This is a genomic window from Sulfitobacter sp. BSw21498 (assembly GCF_006064855.1).
Lineage (GTDB): Bacteria > Pseudomonadota > Alphaproteobacteria > Rhodobacterales > Rhodobacteraceae > Sulfitobacter.
In genome coordinates, this window is sequence record NZ_CP040753.1 from 68,217 (window position 1) to 88,984 (window position 20,768).

Annotated in this window: 23 protein-coding genes; 12 read left to right on the forward strand and 11 right to left on the reverse strand. The window is 61.0% G+C overall.

Annotated features, from left to right (window positions below):
- The first annotated feature begins 8 nt into the window (after window positions 1-8).
- The 3 genes from pgsA to E5180_RS00425 are packed head-to-tail and all read left to right on the forward strand — an operon-like array spanning window position 9 to window position 1,364.
- A complete protein-coding gene (pgsA, locus tag E5180_RS00415; RefSeq protein ID WP_093731835.1) occupies window positions 9-674 on the forward strand; it encodes a CDP-diacylglycerol--glycerol-3-phosphate 3-phosphatidyltransferase in 666 nt (221 codons plus the stop codon).
- Window positions 674-919, forward strand: coding sequence for a molybdopterin converting factor subunit 1 (gene moaD, locus E5180_RS00420; protein WP_138922662.1), 246 nt, complete (start codon window positions 674-676; stop codon window positions 917-919). Before pgsA ends, moaD begins: the two co-directional genes overlap by 1 nt.
- A 1-nt stretch (window position 920) precedes the next feature.
- Window positions 921-1,364: a molybdenum cofactor biosynthesis protein MoaE gene (locus tag E5180_RS00425; protein WP_138922663.1), complete on the forward strand. Its 444-nt coding sequence runs from the start codon at window positions 921-923 to the stop codon at window positions 1,362-1,364.
- Window positions 1,365-1,380: 16 nt separating this feature from the next.
- Here E5180_RS00425 and E5180_RS00430 read toward each other — a convergent pair whose 3' ends face one another.
- From E5180_RS00430 to ubiA, 3 genes are all read right to left on the reverse strand, one after another.
- Complete coding sequence (locus E5180_RS00430) at window positions 1,381-1,707, reverse strand: hypothetical protein (protein ID WP_005849689.1); 327 nt, start codon at window positions 1,705-1,707, stop codon at window positions 1,381-1,383.
- 1 nt (window position 1,708) lies between these two features.
- Window positions 1,709-3,607, reverse strand: coding sequence for an OmpA family protein (locus E5180_RS00435; protein ID WP_138922664.1), 1,899 nt, complete (start codon window positions 3,605-3,607; stop codon window positions 1,709-1,711).
- Window positions 3,608-3,670: 63 nt separating this feature from the next.
- Entirely contained in the window at window positions 3,671-4,645 is a 975-nt protein-coding gene (ubiA, locus tag E5180_RS00440; protein ID WP_138922665.1) for a 4-hydroxybenzoate octaprenyltransferase, read from the reverse strand.
- A 12-nt stretch (window positions 4,646-4,657) separates the two neighbouring features.
- On the opposite strand from ubiA, the gene E5180_RS00445 reads away from it, so the two are divergent.
- The 3 genes from E5180_RS00445 (at window position 4,658) to E5180_RS00455 (ending at window position 7,436) form a co-directional block, all read left to right on the forward strand.
- The gene (locus E5180_RS00445) at window positions 4,658-5,380 is read left to right on the forward strand and encodes a 16S rRNA (uracil(1498)-N(3))-methyltransferase (protein WP_138922666.1); all 723 of its coding nucleotides are present in this window, start codon (window positions 4,658-4,660) and stop codon (window positions 5,378-5,380) included.
- Window positions 5,381-5,477: 97 nt separating this feature from the next.
- Window positions 5,478-6,005 (forward strand): hypothetical protein, encoded by a 528-nt coding sequence (locus tag E5180_RS00450; RefSeq protein WP_138922667.1) that lies wholly within the window; start codon window positions 5,478-5,480, stop codon window positions 6,003-6,005.
- A gap of 60 nt (window positions 6,006-6,065) precedes the next feature.
- The gene (locus tag E5180_RS00455; RefSeq protein WP_138922668.1) at window positions 6,066-7,436 is read left to right on the forward strand and encodes a glutamate--cysteine ligase; all 1,371 of its coding nucleotides are present in this window, start codon (window positions 6,066-6,068) and stop codon (window positions 7,434-7,436) included.
- Here E5180_RS00455 and E5180_RS00460 read toward each other — a convergent pair.
- The 7 genes from E5180_RS00460 to E5180_RS00490 form a co-directional block, all read right to left on the reverse strand.
- A complete protein-coding gene (locus tag E5180_RS00460) occupies window positions 7,433-7,705 on the reverse strand; it encodes a hypothetical protein (RefSeq protein WP_138922669.1) in 273 nt (90 codons plus the stop codon). The genes E5180_RS00455 and E5180_RS00460 overlap by 4 nt on opposite strands.
- A gap of 4 nt (window positions 7,706-7,709) precedes the next feature.
- Entirely contained in the window at window positions 7,710-8,321 is a 612-nt protein-coding gene (plsY, locus tag E5180_RS00465) for a glycerol-3-phosphate 1-O-acyltransferase PlsY (protein ID WP_138922670.1), read from the reverse strand.
- Window positions 8,322-8,323: 2 nt separating this feature from the next.
- Window positions 8,324-9,604, reverse strand: a complete 1,281-nt coding sequence (gene pyrC, locus E5180_RS00470) for a dihydroorotase (RefSeq protein ID WP_138922671.1) — start codon at window positions 9,602-9,604, stop codon at window positions 8,324-8,326.
- Between the two features lie 155 nt (window positions 9,605-9,759).
- Window positions 9,760-10,296 carry a hypothetical protein gene (locus E5180_RS00475; protein WP_138922672.1) on the reverse strand — a complete coding sequence of 179 codons (537 nt, stop codon included), beginning with the start codon at window positions 10,294-10,296 and terminating at the stop codon, window positions 9,760-9,762.
- A complete protein-coding gene (locus E5180_RS00480; protein ID WP_138922673.1) occupies window positions 10,293-10,808 on the reverse strand; it encodes a hypothetical protein in 516 nt (171 codons plus the stop codon). Before E5180_RS00480 ends, E5180_RS00475 begins: the two co-directional genes overlap by 4 nt.
- Window positions 10,805-11,245 carry a hypothetical protein gene (locus E5180_RS00485; protein WP_138922674.1) on the reverse strand — a complete coding sequence of 147 codons (441 nt, stop codon included), beginning with the start codon at window positions 11,243-11,245 and terminating at the stop codon, window positions 10,805-10,807. The genes E5180_RS00480 and E5180_RS00485 overlap by 4 nt, the downstream gene beginning before the upstream one ends.
- Window positions 11,242-12,189 (reverse strand): aspartate carbamoyltransferase catalytic subunit, encoded by a 948-nt coding sequence (locus E5180_RS00490; RefSeq protein WP_138922675.1) that lies wholly within the window; start codon window positions 12,187-12,189, stop codon window positions 11,242-11,244. Before E5180_RS00490 ends, E5180_RS00485 begins: the two co-directional genes overlap by 4 nt.
- A gap of 156 nt (window positions 12,190-12,345) precedes the next feature.
- Here E5180_RS00490 and E5180_RS00495 point away from each other — a divergent pair, with 156 nt between their 5' ends.
- From E5180_RS00495 to E5180_RS00515, 5 genes are all read left to right on the forward strand, one after another.
- Window positions 12,346-13,119 (forward strand): uracil-DNA glycosylase, encoded by a 774-nt coding sequence (locus tag E5180_RS00495; RefSeq protein WP_138922676.1) that lies wholly within the window; start codon window positions 12,346-12,348, stop codon window positions 13,117-13,119.
- A complete protein-coding gene (locus E5180_RS00500) occupies window positions 13,112-13,720 on the forward strand; it encodes a LysE family translocator (RefSeq protein WP_138922677.1) in 609 nt (202 codons plus the stop codon). Before E5180_RS00495 ends, E5180_RS00500 begins: the two co-directional genes overlap by 8 nt.
- Window positions 13,717-14,259 (forward strand): molybdenum cofactor biosynthesis protein B, encoded by a 543-nt coding sequence (gene moaB, locus E5180_RS00505; protein ID WP_138922678.1) that lies wholly within the window; start codon window positions 13,717-13,719, stop codon window positions 14,257-14,259. The genes E5180_RS00500 and moaB overlap by 4 nt, the downstream gene beginning before the upstream one ends.
- 147 nt (window positions 14,260-14,406) lie before the next feature.
- Window positions 14,407-15,867 (forward strand): efflux RND transporter periplasmic adaptor subunit, encoded by a 1,461-nt coding sequence (locus tag E5180_RS00510; protein WP_138922679.1) that lies wholly within the window; start codon window positions 14,407-14,409, stop codon window positions 15,865-15,867.
- 3 nt (window positions 15,868-15,870) lie between these two features.
- A complete protein-coding gene (locus E5180_RS00515) occupies window positions 15,871-19,272 on the forward strand; it encodes an efflux RND transporter permease subunit (protein ID WP_138922680.1) in 3,402 nt (1,133 codons plus the stop codon).
- Here E5180_RS00515 and E5180_RS00520 read toward each other — a convergent pair whose 3' ends face one another.
- Complete coding sequence (locus tag E5180_RS00520) at window positions 19,273-20,070, reverse strand: protein-disulfide reductase DsbD domain-containing protein (RefSeq protein ID WP_254700501.1); 798 nt, start codon at window positions 20,068-20,070, stop codon at window positions 19,273-19,275. It lies immediately after the preceding gene.
- Between the two features lie 129 nt (window positions 20,071-20,199).
- Here E5180_RS00520 and E5180_RS00525 point away from each other — a divergent pair, with 129 nt between their 5' ends.
- A complete protein-coding gene (locus tag E5180_RS00525) occupies window positions 20,200-20,760 on the forward strand; it encodes a YqgE/AlgH family protein (RefSeq protein ID WP_138922682.1) in 561 nt (186 codons plus the stop codon).
- Window positions 20,761-20,768: the final 8 nt, after the last annotated feature.

A 20,768-nucleotide genomic window follows, 5' to 3' on the forward strand; every position in this document is an offset into this window, starting at 1 on the left:
GTGACAGAATGAAGTGGAATATCCCAAATATCCTGACGCTGATGCGTCTTGTCGCAGCCCCGAGCGTGGCTGTGATGTTCTTGTATTTTACGCGACCCTATGCGGACGCTTTGGCGATGTTCCTGTTCATCGCCGCAGCGGTGACCGATTGGTTTGACGGCTATCTGGCGCGCGCTTGGGGGCAAGAGACCAAGCTTGGCACGATGCTGGACCCGATTGCAGACAAAGCGATGGTGGTGATCGCGCTGATGGTGATCGTCGCCTTCTCAAGCTGGTCGCCGTGGTTGGTTTTGCCCGCCACCGTGATCCTGTTCCGCGAAGTGTTCGTTTCCGGCCTGCGCGAGTTTCTAGGTGATGTGTCGGGCACATTGAAAGTGACGGCCTTGGCCAAATGGAAGACCACCGCACAGATGGTTGCGATTGCGGTTTTGTTTGGACAGGGACTGTTTGAACACTACTTTGGCATGTCGATCTTCGGCATGGATAACGCGATGGTCAGCGCTATTCTTTCGGGCGAGGAAGAAGACGTTCTGGGGCTGACGTGGAAGTTCCACGGAATGATCTGGGCCGGCCGTGTGGGGCTTGTCCTGTTGTGGATTGCGGCGGCTCTGACGGCGATCACCGGCTATGATTACCTTCGCAAATCCCTGCCCCATCTGGTGGAGCCCCGCTGATGAATATCTTGTACTTTGCGTGGGTGCGCGAACGCATCGGTCTTCCCCGCGAGAAGGTAGAGACAACTGCCCGCACTGTCGCGGAGTTGGTCGACGAATTGCGCGCCCGCGAGGAACGCTATGCTGTCGCGTTTTCCGATCTTGCTGGCCTTCGGGTGGCAGTGGATCAGCAGCTGACCGATTTTGACGCGTCGTTGGAAGGTGTTCGCGAAGTGGCCTTTTTTCCGCCGATGACAGGGGGCTAGGATGAAAATCTCGGTTCAGGACGCCCCGTTCGATCTGGGACAAGAATCGCAGGCGTTCGCCGCCGGTCACCGTGATATGGGCGCGATTGTGACGTTTACGGGAATCGTGCGGGATCTGCCCGATGATCCGTTAAAGGCGATGGAGATCGAACATTACCCCGGCATGACCGAAGCGGCCCTGACCGAGATGGCAGAGACCGCGATGGCCCGTTTTTCGCTAGGGGATGCACTGGTCATTCATCGGTTCGGTCGGTTGCTGCCCGGCGAGACGATCATGATGGTCGCCACTGCTGCGCGGCACCGCAAGGATGCGTTTGAGGCCGCAGAGTTTCTGATGGACTACCTGAAATCGCGCGCGCCGTTCTGGAAGCGCGAGATTACCGAAAAGGGTGCGGATTGGGTGGCGTCCAAATCAGAGGACGAAGACGCGCTGGCCCGCTGGTAGCTGGCCCGCCGAGTGCTTAGCTGGCCTGTTGGCGATCAATATAGGCGCGCATTTCTTCCGCCTCGTGGCGTGCATCGCGTAACCCGTCCATGGCGGCACGCAGTTCTGCTTCGGTCTGGTTAAGCTGGTTGGTCAGCTCGGCCTCGCGCTGTTGCAGATAGGTGATCGCCTGATCCCGTGTCTCTTCTGCCTCGTGCAATTCCTGGCTCATCCGGTCAAGCTGCGCGACATCGTCTGCGGCAACTCGGGTGAATCGGTGCAGCAGCCAATTGGCGAACCATCCAAGGCAGAAGGCGACGAATAGGATAATCGCTGTTGCGATGACAAATTCGGTTCTGCTCATGTTAGTTGCCTTCTTGGGTCTGGTCGGATGGTGTGCCTGTATCGCCTGTATCCGCGCCGTTTTCCAGCGCTGTTTCATCAGAATCCCCAGTCGTTTGTTCACTGATCAATTTAAATTCGATGCGGCGGTTCGCTTCGCGGCCCTCTTCGCTGTCATTAGGGGCGACAGGGGCGTCTTCGCCATAGCCTTTGGCCACGAATGAGCCGGTAATCACGCGACGGGCACGCAGTTCGTTCAACACCGATTGCGCGCGCGACTGGCTGAGCGCAAGGTTCATTTCCTCGCGGCCCTGGCTGTCGGTATAGCCCTGCACCTCAAGTGCGATGTCGCGGCAATCTTTCAGGATTTCAGCAATCTTATCCATCGTCCCAAGGGCCGACGAATCAATCGTGGCACTGCCGGGTTCAAAGTTAATCTTGCCTTGGGCGACGACCTTGGCGATCTCGGCCTCGCATTCCTGCGGCGTGGGCAGGCCCAGAACAGGGTCCAGCTTTTCCTGATAGACGACTTTGACGTCGTAGTCCTTGCCTTCGCCCAGTTTGCCCGCCAGCAGCGTTGCAATTTGTGTGCTGGCATCAGGGTTGCCGGTGTTGCCGGTGACGCTGACACTGTCGGGGGTGGCGATCACGGTGCCGTTCGCCAGCTTGGACAGCGCATCCAGCGAGGACAGGACGCGGGTCGGCCAATCGGCGGGCAGATCATCCACGATGCGGGCGGCGGTATAGACCTTGTCGGAGCCAAAGCTTGCCTTGGCGTAGCTGTCGGCCAGTTCGCGCAGCGCGTCGTCACTGAGGCGGCCGCGCAGCTGCACCTGACCTTCGGGCGACAAGGTGGCGACGAATTCAGGCGGTCCCGCATCGGGGTCTACGGCCTGGGGCAGGCGTGCATTCAGCGCGAAGACGTCTGGCAGGGCGTTCTCCAGCTCTCCGACGATGCGGTCGAATACGGCGCGTTCGGTGCCTTCGGCGGCAATCAGGCTAATGTCGGCATCGGCAAAGCTGACCGATCCGCCGCCGATCTTGGCAAGGCTGCCAATCGCTTTCTCTACCGCTTCAGCCCAACGTGGGCTTGGGACACCAAGCCCCACGGTACAACGGGCAGAACCGGGGGCCCCGGCTGCGACGGCTGCTTTGAGGATGCGGGCGCTGGCCTGTTCGGTGTCCGCGCTGCAGGCGTCAAACCCGGCGCTGTCTTCGTCAATCTGAAAGCGCAGGGTAAAGGGTGTGATCACCGGGCGGGGGGCGGCGATGTCCAGCGTGACCACGACCCCCGAAGGGGCCGCGCGGTTTAGCTGGTTTTCAAGACGCGCCTTGGCCTCGGCGCTGTCGGAGATGGCGGTGATCGCCACGCGACCTGCCGCGGCAGAAACTTTGGCACGGGGCAGCTTCTCCATCGCGGAGATGGCAAAATCAAAGGCGTCCTCCCAGCCGTCGGGGGCGGGGTAGTTCGCTGATTCCAGCAGGTCAGCCACATGGTCCTGACCAGCGATAGATTTGAAACGGTCAATGGCAGCGTCGCGGTCCGTGGTGGTGGGAATCAACCCGATGATGGACACGCCGGAATCGTTGCGCAGAATCTCGACCGAGAATTTCGGCGCGGCGATGGCGGCCTGAGCCGTCACGTCCATCTGGTCAATGACACGCGCGGCGTCAACAATCGTGCCAGCCGTGCTTAGCGCATTAAAGCGGGCGACTTCGTTCGGTGCAGTGCCCGACAGCGTGACCTGAAGCCCGTCTGCCTCAACCTCCGCCCATGTCATCTCCTTTACATCAAGGGCATCGCGAACACCGATCTCGGAGTTCTCCTCGATCAATGTGACTGAAAAGCTTGCCGCCACCAGAGAGACGGATGCGGCAGCGGTAAAGGTCATCGCAATGATCAGGAGTACAGATAGGCGCATAAACTCGTTTCTGAGACCGTTGATATTGAAGGCTTTGATACGCCTGCGAGGGCACGGGTGCAATCAGGCCAAAAGGGCGGCGGCGAAAAATACCAGCGGGATCATGCCGGTATCGCGGTTAACGCGAAACAACCGCAGAAGTTTGTCGTTATCGTTGATGTCGATGCTGCGCAGCTGCCATGCCATGTGCCAGCCCATTGCCCACGGACCGCAAAGCGCGATGATCAGCGCCAGAAACGATGCAGAATCACGCAGCGCAAAGATGACCGCCAGACCCATCAGGCCCACGGTGCCCATCAAAAACCGGCGCAGCCATTGGGCAGTGTTGTCACCGAACAGGCGGGCGGTGGATTTCACACCGATCAGCGCGTCGTCTTCCTTGTCTTGATGGGCATAGATCGTGTCATAGAAAAGCGTCCACGCGATACCAGCGACATAAAGCACAACCGCAGGTGCGCCGAGGCTACCGGTATGGGCGGTCCAAGCCAGCAAGGCCCCCCAGTTAAAGGCGATGCCCAAAAAGACCTGGGGCCACCACGTAAAGCGCTTTGCAAAGGGATAGATTGCGACCGGCAGCAGGGCCAGCACCCCAAGTGCAATCGCAGCCCCGTTGAAGGACAGCAGGATACACAGCGCGATCAGCATTTGCGCGATCATCCAGGCCAGCGCGCCTTTGACGCTGACCTGCCCCGATGGGATCGGCCGCGACCGGGTGCGTGCAACCTTGCCATCGATATGGCGGTCGGTGATGTCGTTCCATGTGCAACCCGCGCCGCGCATCAACCATGCACCCGCACCGCAGCCGATAAAAATCCACAGATCGAACCAGCGCGGCTGCTGGTCAAACAGCATCGCAAGCGTCAGTCCCCACCAACACGGCAGCAGCAAAAGCCACGTCCCGATGGGGCGATCCGCGCGGCTGAGCCGCAAGAAAGGTCGGGTGAAACGCGGGGCAGAGCGGTCGACCCAATTGTCCGCAGGGGCATCGACGACGCGTGCCGCATCATTGCCATCTGGTGTCGGCGAGGTGTCGTGCATATATCTAAGCCCATGAACGCTAAAATCAGACTTTATGTAGATCATCCACTGGGGCAGGGGCAATCCGTTCCTTTGGATAAGGCGCAGGCGCATTACCTCTTTGGCGTGATGCGCCAGGCGGTCGGTGCGTCTATCTTGCTGTTTAACGGCACCGATGGCGAATGGCGTGCCGAGGTCGCCGAGGCAGGCAAGCGCGGTGGCGTGCTGGTCTGTGCCGAGCAGACCAAACCGCTGCAATTGCCACCTGACCTGTGGCTGATCTTTGCGCCCATCAAAAAGGCGCGCACTGATTTCATCGTCGAGAAAGCCGCTGAAATGGGCGCACGTCGTATCGTGCCGGTACAAAGCGCGTTTACCAATGCAGGCCGTGTGCAGCGCGACCGGTTGCAGGCCCATGCGGTAGAAGCAGCAGAGCAATGCGGCGGTACTTTCGTGCCCGAGGTTGCTGAAATGGTCCGTCTGGATCGGTTGATCGACAGCTGGGAGCCTGAGCGGTCCTTGATGTTCTGTGACGAAGCACTGGCCGGCGAAGAGGGCGATCTGGCATCCGCGCAGCCTGGTCCCTGGGCCATTCTGATCGGGCCGGAGGGCGGATTTTCAGACACTGAGCGCAAACGCTTGCGCGGGGTAGAATGGTCCCGTCCCGTGGCGTTGGGACCTCGGATTTTGCGGGCGGATACCGCTGCGGTGGCGGCGATGACTTTGTGGCAGAAAACCTTGGGGGATTGGACGTGAGTGCCGTGTATGTGTCGCGTGTCGAAGTGGGGGTTTCACACCCCCACGCCCCCGTGGAGTTTAGCGGGCAAAATGAAGCTGGTATCGGGAGAGAACGATGAGTTTTTTGCGACCTGAGGCAAAGGCAGAACTTTGGCGCTGGCGTGAGGTTCTGGGCGGCATCACGGTTGCGCTGGTCGGGCTTTGGCTGGTGATGGGGCCGGGGCTGCTGCTGGCGATACCGGGGTATGCGTTGATCCTGGCCGGGGTGGTCTTTGTCTGGATTGGCGGCCAGCGGGTAAGGTTTCGCAAAACTGGGCTTGGCGCGGGCGCAGTGCAGGTGGACGAGGGGCAGATCGCCTATTTCGGACCGTTGACAGGCGGGGTCATCGCCCTGCGCGAGATGGATCGGCTGAGCCTTGAGCGCGGTGCCTATCCGGCCCATTGGAAACTGGAACAACCCGGACAAAATCCCGTGATGATCCCCGTGGATGCGGCGGGCGCAGACGCGCTGTTTGACGCTTTTGCCGCGCTGCCGGGACTGCGCACCGAACGCATGTTGGCGGAATTGGCAGACGACAAGACCCTGTCGGTGGTGATTTGGGAACGTCGGTCGATGCGCCCGGTTTCGACCCTGCTGCATTGACACCCCGCAGAAATCGCACCATCCCTAAGACCACAGAAATTGAATTCGGAGCCACCCCACATGTCCATCCCTCAATCCGGCGGCGGCCCGATCGAAAGTTACGACCAACTGGTCAATTACCTCGCAGACGGGTGCAAGCCGAAAGAAGATTGGCGCATCGGTACCGAGCACGAGAAATTCGGCTATAACAAAGAGACGCTGTTGCCGTTGCCCTATGAGGGCGACTGTTCCATCCGCGCCATGCTCGAAGGCCTGCGCGACGGTCACGGCTGGGACCCTGTCGAAGAAGGCGGCAAGCTGATTGGTTTGGTCAAGGACGGGGCCAATGTCTCGCTTGAGCCGGGCGGCCAGCTGGAACTGTCGGGTGCCCCTGTCGAAACCATCCACGAGACTTGCGACGAGGTGAATGCGCACCTGCGCGAAGTGCGCGATGTAGCAGACCGCATCGGGGCCGGTTTCATTGGTCTGGGCGCTGCGCCTGAATGGTCACATGACCAGATGGATCTGATGCCCAAGGGGCGTTATAAACTAATGAACGAATACATGACCAAAGTCGGTACGATGGGCCGGGTCATGATGCGTCGGACCTGCACCGTGCAGGTGAACCTCGACTTCGGGTCAGAGGCCGACATGGTCAAGAAACTACGTGTGGCGCTGGCGTTGCAGCCAGTGGCGACGGCCTTGTTTGCGAACTCCCCCTTCTTCGAGGGCAAGCCCAATGGTCATAAATCCTGGCGTAGCCGTGTGTGGCGCGACCTGGATGCGGCGCGTACTGGCACGTTGCCATGGGTATTCGAAGACGGCATGGGATTCGAGCGTTGGGTGGAATATGCGCTCGATGTGCCGATGTATTTTGTCTACCGCGACGGCAAATACATTGATGCTTTGGGGCAATCATTCCGTGATTTCATGAAGGGCAAGCTGCCCGCACTGCCGGGTGAGATCCCGACCTTGAGCGATTGGGCGGACCACTTGACCACGGCCTTCCCCGAGGCGCGGATCAAGAAGTTTATCGAAATGCGCGGTGCCGATGGTGGCCCGTGGCGCCGGCTTTGCGCGCTGCCCGCGTTTTGGGTGGGTCTGACCTATGACCAGCAGGCGCTGGACGGTGCTTGGGATCTGGTCAAAGACTGGGATGCCGAAACCCGCGAAGCATTACGCGTGGCGGCGTCTGTTGACGGGTTGCAGGCCAAGGTTGGCGGCGTGAACATGCACGATATTGCGCGCGAAGCCGTGGCCTTGTCAGAGCACGGCCTGAAAGCACGCGCACGCAGCGGCGCAGGTGGCATGGTTCCGGACGAAACCCATTTCCTGAACACTCTGAAGGAAAGCATCGAGACGGGCAAAGTACCTGCCGACGAGCTTTTGGATGACTATAACGGCAAATGGAATGGCGATCTCAGCCGGATATACGCCGACTATTCCTACTAGTCTTCGATGATAAGCCCGCGGATAAAGGCAGTGACCTTGGCCGCGGGCATCTCGCACGGGTAAAGCCGTGTACCGCTGGCGAGGGCATAAAGGTTCAGACTGATATAGTCCGAACCGCCCAACTCCTCGGCAACCAATTTCCAGCTTTTACCTGTATTGAAACTGCTTTTTGACCAGACATAGCGGCGGGTTCGATATCTGCCGGTGTGGGTGCCGTCGGGCAGCGCGTGGAACGCGGCCAAAAAGCGCGCGTCTACGGTGGCCGTCACCGGGTCAGTCTTTCTTGGCACCGATCTTGGGCTCTGTGCCCGCACGGATGCGTTTGATGTTTTCACGGTGCCGCCAGAACACCAGCAGGGTGAGCACGATGCCCAACAGCAGGGCGCTGCCGTACCCCAGGAATATCATAAAGAAGGTCGATGCCGCCGCCGAGGCAAGCCCGCCGATGGAGGACGTACGTGTCACGGCCATAGCGATCAGCCATGCCAGACAGCTCGCGATGCCGACGGGCCATGCCAATGCCAACAGCACGCCAAGGAAGGTCGCTACGCCTTTGCCGCCCTTGAACCCCAGCCATACCGGGTAGCAATGCCCCAGCATCGCGGCCAGTGCTGCGATCTGTGCGGCGTCTTCGCCTGCAAAGAGCCGCGCCAGCAACACCGCGACGGCCCCTTTGCCGCCATCCAGTATCAGGGTCAGCGCGGCCGCTTTCTTGGAGCCCGTGCGCAGCACGTTCGTGGCGCCGATATTGCCCGACCCGATACTGCGCAGATCCCCTAGGTTCATCGCACGGGTCAGCACCATGCCAAAGGGGATAGACCCGACCAGATAGGCCGCAATAGCCCAGAACAAGAGCACGAATAGGGTGGAATCGATCAGGGGCATAATCAGGAGGCCTTATAGATGCAGGTGCCAGAAACGTAAGTTTCCAAGACCTTACCTTGCATGCGCATCCCATCAAAGGGGGTGTTGCGCGATTTCGACTGCAATGTCTCGCGGTTCATGACAAAGGGCGCACCGTCGTCGAACAGCACCAGATCGGCAGGGGCACCCACCGACATGCGCCCACCGGGCAGGCCCAGACGTTTCGCCGGATTGAACGACAGCGCCCGCCACAGCGTCGCGATGTCGATCATCTCTGAGTGGACCAGTCGCAGGGCCGCAGGCAGCAGCGTTTCCAGTGCTACGGCCCCCGATGCGGCTTCTTCGAACGGCAGGCGTTTGGATTCCTCATCCTGCGGCGTGTGCATGGAGCAGATGATGTCGATCAACCCCGAGGCCACGGCCTCTACCACGGCGATGCGGTCCTCTTCGTCGCGCAACGGTGGCTTGAGCTTGAAGAAGGTGCGGTAGTCGGCCACATCCAGCGCGTTCAGCGTCAGGTGGTGAATGCCGACACCTGCGGTGATATCCAGCCCGTTGTTCTTGGCGCGCTCCAGTGCGGGCAGGGCGCGGGCGGTGGTGATCTGGTCCGCGTGGTACCGCGCACCTGTCATTTCGACCAGCGCGATGTCACGGTCCAGCCCCATGCGCTCGGCCATGGGCGACACGGCGGGCAGCCCGCGCAACGACGCGAATTTGCCAGAGGTCACCGCCGCCCCTTTGCTCAGGATCGGTTCTTGCGGGTGGGCGATGACCAGCGCACCAAGGCTGCGGGCATAGGTCAGCGCACGGGAAAACACCTTGGTGTCCGTCACGACACGGTCGCAATCGGTAAAGCCCACGGCACCGGCATCCATCAGAAACCCGATCTCGGTCATCTCGCGGCCTTCGCGACCTTTGGTCAGGGCGGCCATGGGCACGACGTTGACCGGCGCGGCCTCGTTGGCGCGACGGGTGACAAACTCCAGCACTTCGGGGCTGTCGATGGTGGGGTTGGTGTCAGGGCGCGTGACCATTGTCGTGACCCCGCCTGCTGCCGCCGCCAATCCTGCGGACCGAAAGCTTTCCTTGTGCCGTTCGCCGGGTTCGCAGACCTTGACCCCAAGATCGACAATCCCGGGGGCAAGGTACTTGCCACGACAATCCACAATCTGCGCATCGCTCGGTATCGAAGCGTTCGCGTCCAGTATCGCCGCGATCTTGCCATTCTCGACCTTGAGCGTGCCGTGGGTGACGGTGCCTGCTTCGGGGTCGATCAGCTGCGCGTTGATAAAATGCAGGGTCATGGAGAGGCTTTCGTAGTTAAGGAAACAGAGGCGCAGCAGCGGCGGCAGGTCGGATCAGGACCCGATCCACACCATCATGCCTGCCACACCAAAGGCGACAAGCAAGGCGATCATGGCGATACGGCCAGACATTTTGGGATCAGGTTTGGGTTCTTTCACAGCAGCCACCACAGAATAAGACCGATCAGCACGATAACTGCCAGCAGCACCATCATACCACCAGCCCCGCCCTCGGGCGGGGATTTCGGAGTCATGTCCGCAGCACCCGTGTAGGGTTGCGCGGATTCAGCCTCGAGCGGGATAACGGACATATCCGGTTGGGTCTCGCCGTATGTGCCGATCATGGTCAGGTCGGGTCCAAGCTTTAGCGCCGTCTCGTGCCCCTCAAAGGCCGAGGAAAACAGCAACAGCACATAGCCGTCCAGCGCATCCAAACGGGCGCGGTCGCGGCTGATCTGGTCAGGGGGCACGGCGTAGCCATCATTCAGATAGCGCGCCAGCCCCACGCCCGTTAGGTCGGAGACGGGAAAAAGCTCGGCCGAGCCTTCGAGTACTGAACGGCCGAGCAGATCGGCGATCAACGCTTCCTTGCTGCCATCGCGCAGATCGCGGGCCAGTTCGTCAATCGGGCGGTTTACGGCAAACAGACGGATCTGGCCGATTTCGCCATTGGGGATCTCAAGTTGTGTCATCGGGGTGCACCTTTGTAAGCAGTTACCGTCAATGCACTTAATCTGTCGCTGTCTTCGATATATTCAAACCCTAGATGCGCGGTGCGGGCGGGATTGTCGGCTTGTTCATGCCGGATAAAGAAAACGGAGGGCGGGCTGGTCGGACGCAGATCGGGCTTTGTCTCGGCGCTGCGGGGGAAAGCTTTGGCGCGGGTGCCGTCGCGGGTCAGCTTGAAAAACAAGGCGCGGTGGTTGGTCAGCGCATAGCGGGTGCGGCGCAGATCGGTCAGGCGGGTCATCCCGCGCAAGAGCGACAGGGCCACCAGGGCGACGATCACCGCGACGACCACCGATTGCGACACAGGCAAGCTGTTGCCTTGCAGCACAAAGGCACCTGCGATAACGGTACCGATTGCGCCGACAAAGGGACCGAGCAACTGAAAATTGCGCAGTGAAAGCTTTGGCTTGGGGCGACCTGTCCACAACAGATCTTCGTCCGGCTCCAGCAGGTCTTGCCAAAATTTGTCGGTCATCGCGTGGCCTCTATCGCTTGGACAAGACGCGCCTTGGTCTCGCGCAGCTGCGGCACCAGCGGCAGGGTGACGCGCTGGCCGTCCGGCAAGCCAAGGGTGATCGACCACAGCGACAGTTTCCCGATCGACCGGATATCGGTCAGCGGCAGTACCAGCGGCTCTGCGGTGTCGGGGGTGTTGATGTGGATTGCGCGGTCGGTGAGACGCCAAACCGTCTTGCGGTTGCTGTACCAGATCTGGAATTCGTCAAACACCCACATGTAGAAAACCGCGATCAGAACCGAGGCGAGCAGCCACGTAATCGGGTCCAGCCAGATCAGCAGCGGCAGACAGAACAGCATGGTCAGCACAGCCAATGCCATGCACCGCCGAAAGAACGCCCGCGGCGAAATACGCCAGTGTAGCAGGTCGTGTTCTTCGGGCGGGAGTGCGGTCATGCGTTTGCCTTGCGGCTGTCGATCAGGTTGCGCGCGAGCAGGTCCATCGCCGCCATGCGCACGGCCACGCCCATCTCTACCTGGTCCTGAATAACGCTGCGATTGATGTCATCTGCCAACGTTCCGTCAATTTCTACGCCGCGGTTCATCGGGCCGGGGTGCATGACAATCGCGTCGGGCTTGGCGTGGGCCAGTTTTTCAGCATCCAGACCATATCTGTGATAATATTCACGTTCGCTGGGGATAAAGCCGCCATCCATGCGTTCTTTTTGCAAGCGGAGCATCATCACGACATCGACGTCTTTCAGCCCTTCTTTCATATCGTCGAACACCTCGACGCCAAATTCGCCGATCTGCGCCGGCATCAGGGTCGGGGGGGCGATCAGGCGAATGCGGTTTTCCATCTTGCCAAGAAGCATGATGTTGGACCGTGCCACGCGGCTGTGTGCGATGTCGCCGCAGATGGCAATGGACAGGCGGTGCAGACGCCCCTTGGCGCGGCGGATCGTCAACGCGTCCAGCAAGGCTTGGGTTGGGTGTTCATGACGCCCGTCGCCCGCGTTCAACACGGCGCAGTTCACCTTCTGCGCCAGCAGATCGACAGCACCAGATTGGGGATGGCGCACAACCAGAAGATCGGGGTGCATCGCGTTTAGTGTCATCGCCGTATCAATCAGCGTCTCGCCCTTTTTGATCGACGACGCCTGCATTGCCATGTTCATGACATCCGCGCCAAGCCGCTTGCCCGCGATCTCAAAGCTCGCCTGCGTGCGGGTCGAGTTTTCGAAGAACATGTTGATCTGCGTCAGCCCGTTCAGCGCATCACTGTGTTTATGAGGCTGGCGGTTCAAATCGACGTATGTGTCCGCCAGATCAAGAAGGGTGGTAATGTCGTCTTGGGACAGGTGTTCAATGCCCAGAAGATGGCGGTGTGCGAAACTCATGACGGCGGACCCCACGTTATTTTTGGCGTTATAGGCGGCAGCGCAGGGCGGGGCAAGTCGTCGGGGGGCGTCATCCCGAGGCGGGGGTGGAGTTGGATTTAAGGCCATTTGGAACTTGGCATTTTTATTGCCCGCGTCAGCGCGTAAGTTGGGCACATGGAATCAGTGGATTATCATCAGGCGCTTGCACTTTTGCACTGGCAGATTGAACTTGGCGCGACCGAGGCGATTTGTGACGCGCCGGTGAACCGCTACGAAGTGCCCGCAGCGGTCGAGAAACCGAAGGCGCAAAAGGGCAAGACGGGGCCTGTGCCGCTTGCGTCCTCTGGCCCTGATGGGGTCGCGGAAGCCACACGTGCCGCAGCGGCAGCAACCACGCTAGATGAATTGCGCACCGCGATGACGGCGTTCGAGCATTGCGAGCTCAAGCGTGGGGCCCGCAACCTGGTATTTTCGGACGGCACGCCGGGGGCCCGCGTCATGATTGTTGGCGAGGCTCCGGGCCGCGACGAAGACCGCGAGGGGCGACCCTTTGTCGGGCGCGCCGGCGGGCTGTTGGACAAGATGTTGGCGGCGATCGATATGGGGCGGCATCATGAGACTGCGCCGGTATATATCACCAATGTGCTGCCTTGGCGGCCGCCGCAGAACCGCGACCCTAAGCCTGATGAAATCGCGATGATGAAGCCGTTTCTTGCACGGCATATCGCCTTGGCCAAGCCAGAGGTTCTGGTGATCGTTGGTAATTGGTCAGCGCAGGCGTTGCTGGGCAAACGTGGAATCACCCGATTGCGCGGGCAGTGGACGCAGGCCGAGGGTCTGCCCGCACTGCCCATGTTCCACCCCGCCTATCTGTTGCGAAGCCCCGAGTTCAAACGCGAGGCCTGGGCCGATTTGCTGTCACTGAAAGCGAAATTAAAGAATGGTTGATCCGATTACGGTGCTGGCCTTTGTACCCGCTGCGCTGGCGCTGAACCTCACGCCCGGTGCGGATATGATGTTCTGTCTGGGGCAGGGCGTGCGCTTTGGTCCGCGGGCGTCGGTCGCGGCCAGTGCCGGGGTCGCGCTTGGCGGGATGGTACATGTCACGCTGGCCGGTCTGGGCTTGGGTGCGGTGGTCGCTGCGCTGCCTTGGGCCTTTGACGTGATCCGCTGGATCGGGGTCTGCTATCTGCTGTGGCTGGCTGTGCAGACCTGGCGCAGTAGCGGGGTGGCACCTGCGGTCTCGCTTGCGCCGAAATCGGCGTTTCGCAGCGGTTTGATCGTGAACCTGACCAACCCTAAGGTGATCTTGTTCGTATTGGCCTTTGTGCCGCAATTCGTGGTCCCAGAGGCGGGACCGGTGCTGCTGCAGTTCTTGATGTTCGGCTCGGTGCTGTCGCTGGGCGGGTTTATCATCAACGCTTTGGTCGGTGTGTTTGCCAGCGGTTTGGGCCGCCGGATGGTCGGGGGCGGGCAAACTCTGCGCTGGATCAGTAGCGGTATTTTCATAGCCCTCGCCGCACGGCTAGCAGTATTGGAGCGGACATGAGCCGGATCGACGACAAGCTTGATTTTATTCCTGTGCGCATTGCCGTGCTGACGGTGTCAGACACGCGCAGCCTGGCCGAGGATCGGTCAGGTGATGTGCTGGTTGCGCGCATTGCCGATGCAGGTCACGCGCTTGCCGCACGCACCATCATACGGGACGAACAGGCCGAGATAGCAGCGCAACTGCGCGACTGGTGTGCCGACCCCGAGATTGATGTGGTGATCAGTACCGGTGGCACGGGGCTGACAGGCCGCGATGTCACCGTAGAGGCGCATCGGGATGTCTACGAGAAAGAGATCGACGCCTTCGGTACGGTATTCACCATCGTCTCGATGCAAAAGATCGGCACCTCTGCGGTGCAAAGCCGCGCCACTGCCGGGGTCGCGCAAGGCACCTATCTGTTCGCGCTGCCCGGATCGCCGGGTGCCTGCAAGGATGCGTGGGACGAGATTTTAGTCAAGCAGCTCGATTACCGCCATAGGCCCTGTAATTTTGTCGAAATCATGCCCCGGCTAGACGAACACCAGCGCCGGAAATAGCGGCCTTTGCGATTTCTAGGACGAAGAACGATGGAAACCGCCTGGGCCTGCGTATGATAGGCCGTGCGTGGTTGTCTCAACTGTGATTTTGTTCTTTGTGGGCGTGCGGGGTAAACTGCTGCCACAGATGGATAAGATCGGGGCAAGATGCGATTTCTACGGCAAAGCATGATTGGGCTGTTTCTGGCGGCCGCGACGTTAGGGTTCTTGCTGCTGGCAGCGGACCTTATCGGCGGGGCTGTCCAGCAACGGCTGACCGACGCGCCGCCTGACCGCGCCCCGCGTGAACGGGTGTTTTCGGTCAATGTTGTGCGCGCCGTGTCAGGCACCGAAGTGCCTATCTTGCAAAGCTTTGGGGCCGTGCAAAGCCGCCGGACACTTGAGCTGCGCGCCGCCGTCGGGGGGCGCGTGGTCGAGCTTGCGCCTGAATTCGAGGTCGGCGGCCGGGTTGTCGCGGGGCAGGTTCTCGTCCGTCTTGATCGATCGGACGCTTTGGCCGAAGTCGCACGGGCACAAAGCGCTGTGCGCAATGCAGAGGCAGAGGGGCCTGATGCCGACCGTGCGCTGGCCTTGGGGCGGGACGAACTGGCTGTCGCCGAAGAACAGGCCGCCTTGCGCATCGGTGCCTTTGAACGCCAACGCGATTTGGGTGAACGGGGTGTCGGGACCGCGACGGCGACAGAGACAGCAGAGCTTGCGGCATCAAGCGCCCGCCAAGCCGTTCTGGCGCGACGTCAGGTGGTGACCCAAACCGAGGCCCGCGTGGATCAGGCTGTGCGCTTGTTGTCCAATGCGCAGATCGCGTTGGCCGATGCACAGCGCGCGTTAGAGGAAACCACGATCACCGCGCCTTTCGATGGGGCGCTGAGCGAGACTTCAGTTGTTGAGGGGCGCCTTGTCTCACCGAACGAACGGCTGGCGGAGTTGATTGCCCCGGATGATCTCGAGATTTCTTTTCGCATTTCCACCACACAATACGCGCGCTTGCTGGATGCGCAGGGCCGGTTGATCAAGGCGGATGTTACGGCAAGCCTTGACGTTGCGGGGGCCGACCTTGACGCACATGGACAGATTACCCGTGCAGGTGCTGCGGCGGGTGAGGGGGCCAGTGGCCGGTTGATCTTTGCTACGCTGACGCAAGCACCGGGGTTCAAGCCGGGGGATTTCGCGATGGTACGGGTGGGCGAACCGGCATTGGACGACGTCATTCGGCTGCCCAGCTCGGCGCTGGATGCGCAGGGGGCGGTGTTGGTGCTGGATCCGGAAAACCGGCTTGAAAGCGTTCAGGTCTCTGTGTTGCGTCGCGTGGGGGATGAGGTCTTGGTGCGGGGACCAATCGAGGGCCGCGATGTCGTCGAGGCCCGTTCGCCACTGCTGGGGGCCGGTATTGCGGTAAAGCCGTTGCGCTCGGGGGCTCGGGACACGGCGCAGGTAGATGCGCCCGCAATGATCGCGCTGACAAAGGAACGTCGGGCAAAGCTTGTCGCCTTTGTCGAGGGGAACACGCGGATGCCGCAGGATGCTAAAGCACGGGTTCTGGCGCAACTGGCTGAGCCACAGGTCCCTGCGCGGGTGATCGAACGCATCGAAAGCCGGATGGGGGGCTGATCTATGGCCCGTAGCATGTCCGGCCCCGCAGGCGGAATCCTGTCGTATTTCACGCGTCACCGGACGGCGGCGAACCTGTTGCTCGTGGTGCTGCTTGTGTGCGGGGCGGCTGCTGCGCCCAACATGCGGGCGCAATTCTTTCCCGATGTGGTTATCGACAGTGTCTCGGTTTCGACCGTTTGGGAGGGGGCCGGCGCGGATGATGTCGACAACGCCATCGTTCAGGTGCTTGAACCTGTCTTGCTGGCTGTGGAAGGGGTGGAGAGTTCTACCGCCGCGTCGCGTGAGGGCAGTGCCACCATTTCGCTGGAGTTCGAGCCGAACTGGGATATGGCCCGCGCTGCGACCGATGTGCAAACCGCCGTGGATACCGTCACCACACTACCCGAAGATGCCGAAGACCCTGTGGTGCGCCGTGGCATCTGGCGTGACCGCGTCACCGATGTCGTGATCACCGGCCCGATCAGTGCGGAACAGCTGGGCCGTTTTGCAGATGAATTTGTCACGCGTCTTTTCGCGGCGGGGGTCACCCGCAGCACCATTCAGGGGGTCGCTGCGCCGCAGACCTTGATCGAGGTCCCCTCGCTCCGGTTGATCCGTTATAATATCACCATGGCCGAGATCGCGGCGGCGATCGCTGCTGAGGTCGATGCCAGCCCCGCTGGTGACGTAACAGGTGCCAATGCCCGCGTGCGCACCGGGACCGCCAAGCGCAGTGCCGACGCCTTGTCGCGTGTCGTCTTGCGCAGCAATGCCGATGGATCGTCACTGTTGGTGGGCGATGTGGCGCGGGTGATCGAACAGGGCTCTGACCGCGAGGTGGGGTATTTTGTCGGCGACGATCCGGCAATATCGGTGCGCATTGACCGCTCTGACGGGGGGGATGCCATTGGTATTCAGCAAAGCGTCGAAGGGGTCGCTGCCGATATGGCGGTGATGCTGCCCAAGGGGGTGGCGATCAACCTGATCCGCACGCGCGCCGAGGCAATTACCGGCAGGCTGGATTTGCTGATTGATAACGGTTTGATGGGCCTCGCGCTTGTGGTGGGGTTGCTGTTCCTGTTCCTGAACGCGCGCACGGCCTTTTGGGTGGCCGCGGGTATTCCGGCGTCGATGGCCGCGGCAATTGCACTGATGTATGCGGGTGGGATCACGATTAACATGATCTCTTTGTTCGGTCTGATTATCACGCTTGGGATCGTTGTAGATGACGCGATCGTTGTGGGGGAACATGCCGACTACCGGCATAACGAACTGGGCGAGCCACCGATGCAAGCGGCAGAGAACGCCGCGCGGCGCATGGCGATGCCAGTTTTTGCCGCAACCCTGACGACGATCATTGCGTTCTTCGGCCTGCTGGCCGTTGGCGGGCGCTTTGGCAGCCTGATCGGAGATATTCCCCTGACCGTCATTGCAGTGCTGGCGGCGTCACTGGTCGAATGCTTTTTGATCCTGCCAAACCACATGGCGCATGCGATGGCCGCAGGGGCAAAGAAACGGTGGTATGATCTGCCCAGCCGTGTGGTCAATCGCGGGTTCCTTTGGGGGCGCGAGCGGCTGTTCCGCCCTTTCATAGCAGGAGTTATCCGCGCGCGCTATGTGGTGCTGGCGGGCGTTGTCGCAGTGCTGGCGTCTCAGGTGGCGCTGTTCATTCAGGGCGACGTTCAATGGCGCTTTTTCAACGCGCCCGAACGTGGGTCGGTAACGGGTAACTTCGCCATGGTCGATGGGGCCACCCGTGCCGATACGCTGGCGATGATGCGCGAAATGCAACGCGCGACAGAAGCGCTGGGCGCGGAATATGCCGAGGAGCATGGCACCAATCCGATCGATTATGTCATTGCGCAGGTCGGGGGCAACGCGGGTCGCGGGCTCGACGGGGCTGACAGCAAGGACGGTGATCTGCTGGGCGGTATCTCGATCGAGCTGATCGACGCGGACCTGCGGCCCTATTCCAGCTTTGCCTTCGTGGCGGCGTTGCAGGATGCCGTGGTCCACCATCCGCTTGCAGAAACCGTAAGCTTTCGCGGCTGGCGTTCCGGTCCTGGCGGCGATGCGCTGGATGTGCAGTTCTATGGGGCCGACACACAGGTGTTGAAAACCGCCTCGCAGGATTTGCAGGATGCGCTACGGCAATATCCCGAAGTCAGCGCTGTGCAGGACAATCTAGCCTATGACAAAGAAGAGCTGATCCTCGATCTGACACCGCAGGGCCAAGCGCTCGGGTTCACGATTGATATGTTGGGGCGGGTGTTGCGACACCGTCTTGGCGGGATCGAGGCCGCGACCTATCCCGATGGCCCTCGATCGGCCACCATTCGCGTGGAACTACCCGAGGGCGAGCTGACGGCGGATTTCCTTGAGCGTACCCAGATGCGTACGCCGGGCGGGCAATATGTGCCGCTGGCCGATATCGTCAGCGTGGACCGGCGTACGGGGTTCAGCACGGTACGGCGCGAGAACGGTATCCGGCTGATATCCGTAACCGGCGACATTTCAGAAGATGACCCCGTCCGCGCGACCGAGATCACGACGGCCCTGCGCGAGGATATCCTGCCGCGCATCGCCTCTGAACGTCAGGTTGATTTCCGCATCGGCGGATTGAGCGAGCAGGAAAACACATTCCTGTCGGATGCGCTGACCGGGCTGATCCTTGTGCTGACGGGTATTTATCTTGTGCTGGCTTGGGTGTTCGGCAGCTGGACGCGCCCCATGGTGGTGATGGCGGTGATCCCGTTCGGCTTGGTGGGCACGATCTATGGCCACGCCCTGTGGGAGGTCCCGTTGAGCATGTTCACAGTTGTTGGCCTGCTAGGGATGACGGGGATCATCATCAACGATTCCATCGTGCTGGTGGGGACAATCGACGAATATGGTGCCACGCGCGGGGTGATCCCGTCGATCATCGACGGCGCTGCGGATCGGTTGCGTCCGGTGATGCTGACCACGTTGACGACGGTCCTTGGGATGGCGCCGCTGCTATATGAACAAAGCCAGCAGGCGCAATTTTTGAAACCCACTGTGATCACGCTGGTCTATGGTCTGGGCTTTGGCATGTTCCTGGTGCTGCTGGTCGTGCCTGCGCTGGTCGCGGCACAGCATGATATCGGCCGTCAAATCCGTGCGATGCGCCGCGCCATGCGGGCGCGGGCTGGGGGGCTGAGGACCGGTATTTTGGGGCTATGGCTACTGATGCTGCTCTGGGGCGGGGCTACGCTGGGGTGGGTCGCGGTGACTGGTGGCTTGCATCCCGCGCTGGCTAAGATGTTGCCCACGATGGGGGCGCTGTCACAACGAAGCGCAGCACTGCTGCTGTTTCTGGCAGGTGCCGCAGCGATCGCGCTGGCGGGCTATGCCATGGGGGCCGTGATCTATGCGCTGTCGCGCAGGAAAGCAGCGGGCTGATCAGCCCGCGTTACACCCGACGATATCGATGGCCTGATTGCGGCCTAAAACCGTCATTCGGATATGCGACCGGTTCAGCGCCACAGGGCCGCCGCTGACATGGCCTACGTCCACGCGCGCGTGCAGCGTGTTGCCTTTGCGCGTCGTATCGGCCTCGCTGACCCATAGATCGGGGTTGCCGGTTTCAATCACCACCAGCTCTTGCCCACCCGAGGGCGGCACCGTGATAGCAGCGTCCAGTGTCAGGTCTTCGCCGGTTCTGCCAATGGTGCAGGTCACATCCGATACGCGGGCCTCTTTCGCCGAATACGGGCGCTGCGCAAGCGAGGCCGCGATGGCAGGATCGGCGCGGGTCGTGGTTGTGCTGATAACGCCGCTGAGCTCAAGCGAGGCGGGCACACAGATGTCGCTGCACACGCCCAGATCAATCGTGGTGTTCATGGTCACAGGGGCACCTTTTTCCGGCACCGTAATCCGCAACGGCAATACCACCTGATCCTTGTACCCGATGGTCGTCAGGTTGGTTTCGCGAAACACCGTAGGCGCGGGCCATTCAACGTCCACCGCCGACAGGTTGCGTGAACCGGACCAGTCAAAGCTGGGCGGGATGCCCATATCACCGGGCGCGCGCCAATAGGTCTTCCACCCCGGTTTAACTGTCATGCGGATCGCGGCCATGCGGTTGCCATCGGGCAGCACCCAACCTTGCAGGATTTCCCCGTGGATTACCTCCATCGCAAAAGCAGGCAACGGGGCGAGAAGGGCAGCGGCCATCAGGCCAAGGAGTTTTCTGGTCATGGTGCTTTCATGGGCCAACTGCCCCCCGTTTGCCAAGTCACGTTTGCATTATGAAACGTTGCAGCCGCAGGGGTTGTAAGCGGCAGGGGCGCACGCCATGCTATGGGGATGACGCAAAAGAACGACAGCATGACAATGGATCTTACCGGCCAGCTTTTGGTGGCCATGCCCGGCATGGGCGATCCTCGGTTCGATCATTCGGTGATCTTTATCTGTGCGCATGACGACGAGGGCGCGATGGGGTTGATCGTCAACAAACCTGCCGCTGATCTCAAGCTGGGCGACGTGCTTGACCGGCTCAGTGATGTGGACATGGACGACATCACCGGTCTGGGGGTGCATGTCGGTGGTCCCGTCGAGACAGAGCGTGGCTTTGTGCTGCACAGCGCCGAATACCGGTCAGTGATGAAGACGACCGATATCGCGCAGGGCGTGGCGATGACTGTAACGCTTGATATTCTCGAAGACATCGCCCGCGGCAAGGGCCCGCGACAGGCGATGATGATGCTGGGCTATGCCGGTTGGGACGCAGGCCAGCTGGAAGGCGAAATCGCGCAGAACGGCTGGCTGACCTGCCCCTGCGATACCGACATCCTGTTCACCTTGCCCGATGCACGCAAATGGGAAGCGGCGCTGACCTCTATCGGGGTGGACCCATTGGGGCTGAGCGCGACAGCGGGGCGGGCCTGACAAACGCA

Bases quoted from the DNA above. Each gene is read 5' to 3' on its own strand.
- pgsA (WP_093731835.1), top strand. From the start codon at position 9: ATGAAGTGGAATATCCCAAATATCCTGACGCTGATGCGTCTTGTCGCA.
- E5180_RS00515 (WP_138922680.1), top strand. From the start codon at position 15,871: ATGGCCCGTAGCATGTCCGGCCCCGCAGGCGGAATCCTGTCGTATTTC.
- E5180_RS00475 (WP_138922672.1), bottom strand. From the start codon at position 10,296: ATGACACAACTTGAGATCCCCAATGGCGAAATCGGCCAGATCCGTCTG.
- E5180_RS00510 (WP_138922679.1), top strand. From the start codon at position 14,407: ATGCGATTTCTACGGCAAAGCATGATTGGGCTGTTTCTGGCGGCCGCG.
- moaD (WP_138922662.1), top strand. From the start codon at position 674: ATGAATATCTTGTACTTTGCGTGGGTGCGCGAACGCATCGGTCTTCCC.
- E5180_RS00425 (WP_138922663.1), top strand. From the start codon at position 921: ATGAAAATCTCGGTTCAGGACGCCCCGTTCGATCTGGGACAAGAATCG.
- E5180_RS00445 (WP_138922666.1), top strand. From the start codon at position 4,658: ATGAACGCTAAAATCAGACTTTATGTAGATCATCCACTGGGGCAGGGG.
- E5180_RS00455 (WP_138922668.1), top strand. From the start codon at position 6,066: ATGTCCATCCCTCAATCCGGCGGCGGCCCGATCGAAAGTTACGACCAA.
- ubiA (WP_138922665.1), bottom strand. From the start codon at position 4,645: ATGCACGACACCTCGCCGACACCAGATGGCAATGATGCGGCACGCGTC.
- E5180_RS00480 (WP_138922673.1), bottom strand. From the start codon at position 10,808: ATGACCGACAAATTTTGGCAAGACCTGCTGGAGCCGGACGAAGATCTG.
- E5180_RS00435 (WP_138922664.1), bottom strand. From the start codon at position 3,607: ATGCGCCTATCTGTACTCCTGATCATTGCGATGACCTTTACCGCTGCC.
- E5180_RS00485 (WP_138922674.1), bottom strand. From the start codon at position 11,245: ATGACCGCACTCCCGCCCGAAGAACACGACCTGCTACACTGGCGTATT.
- moaB (WP_138922678.1), top strand. From the start codon at position 13,717: ATGAGCCGGATCGACGACAAGCTTGATTTTATTCCTGTGCGCATTGCC.
- E5180_RS00495 (WP_138922676.1), top strand. From the start codon at position 12,346: ATGGAATCAGTGGATTATCATCAGGCGCTTGCACTTTTGCACTGGCAG.
- E5180_RS00490 (WP_138922675.1), bottom strand. From the start codon at position 12,189: ATGAGTTTCGCACACCGCCATCTTCTGGGCATTGAACACCTGTCCCAA.
- E5180_RS00430 (WP_005849689.1), bottom strand. From the start codon at position 1,707: ATGAGCAGAACCGAATTTGTCATCGCAACAGCGATTATCCTATTCGTC.
- pyrC (WP_138922671.1), bottom strand. From the start codon at position 9,604: ATGACCCTGCATTTTATCAACGCGCAGCTGATCGACCCCGAAGCAGGC.
- E5180_RS00525 (WP_138922682.1), top strand. From the start codon at position 20,200: ATGACAATGGATCTTACCGGCCAGCTTTTGGTGGCCATGCCCGGCATG.
- E5180_RS00450 (WP_138922667.1), top strand. From the start codon at position 5,478: ATGAGTTTTTTGCGACCTGAGGCAAAGGCAGAACTTTGGCGCTGGCGT.
- E5180_RS00500 (WP_138922677.1), top strand. From the start codon at position 13,112: ATGGTTGATCCGATTACGGTGCTGGCCTTTGTACCCGCTGCGCTGGCG.
- plsY (WP_138922670.1), bottom strand. From the start codon at position 8,321: ATGCCCCTGATCGATTCCACCCTATTCGTGCTCTTGTTCTGGGCTATT.
- E5180_RS00520 (WP_254700501.1), bottom strand. From the start codon at position 20,070: ATGACCAGAAAACTCCTTGGCCTGATGGCCGCTGCCCTTCTCGCCCCG.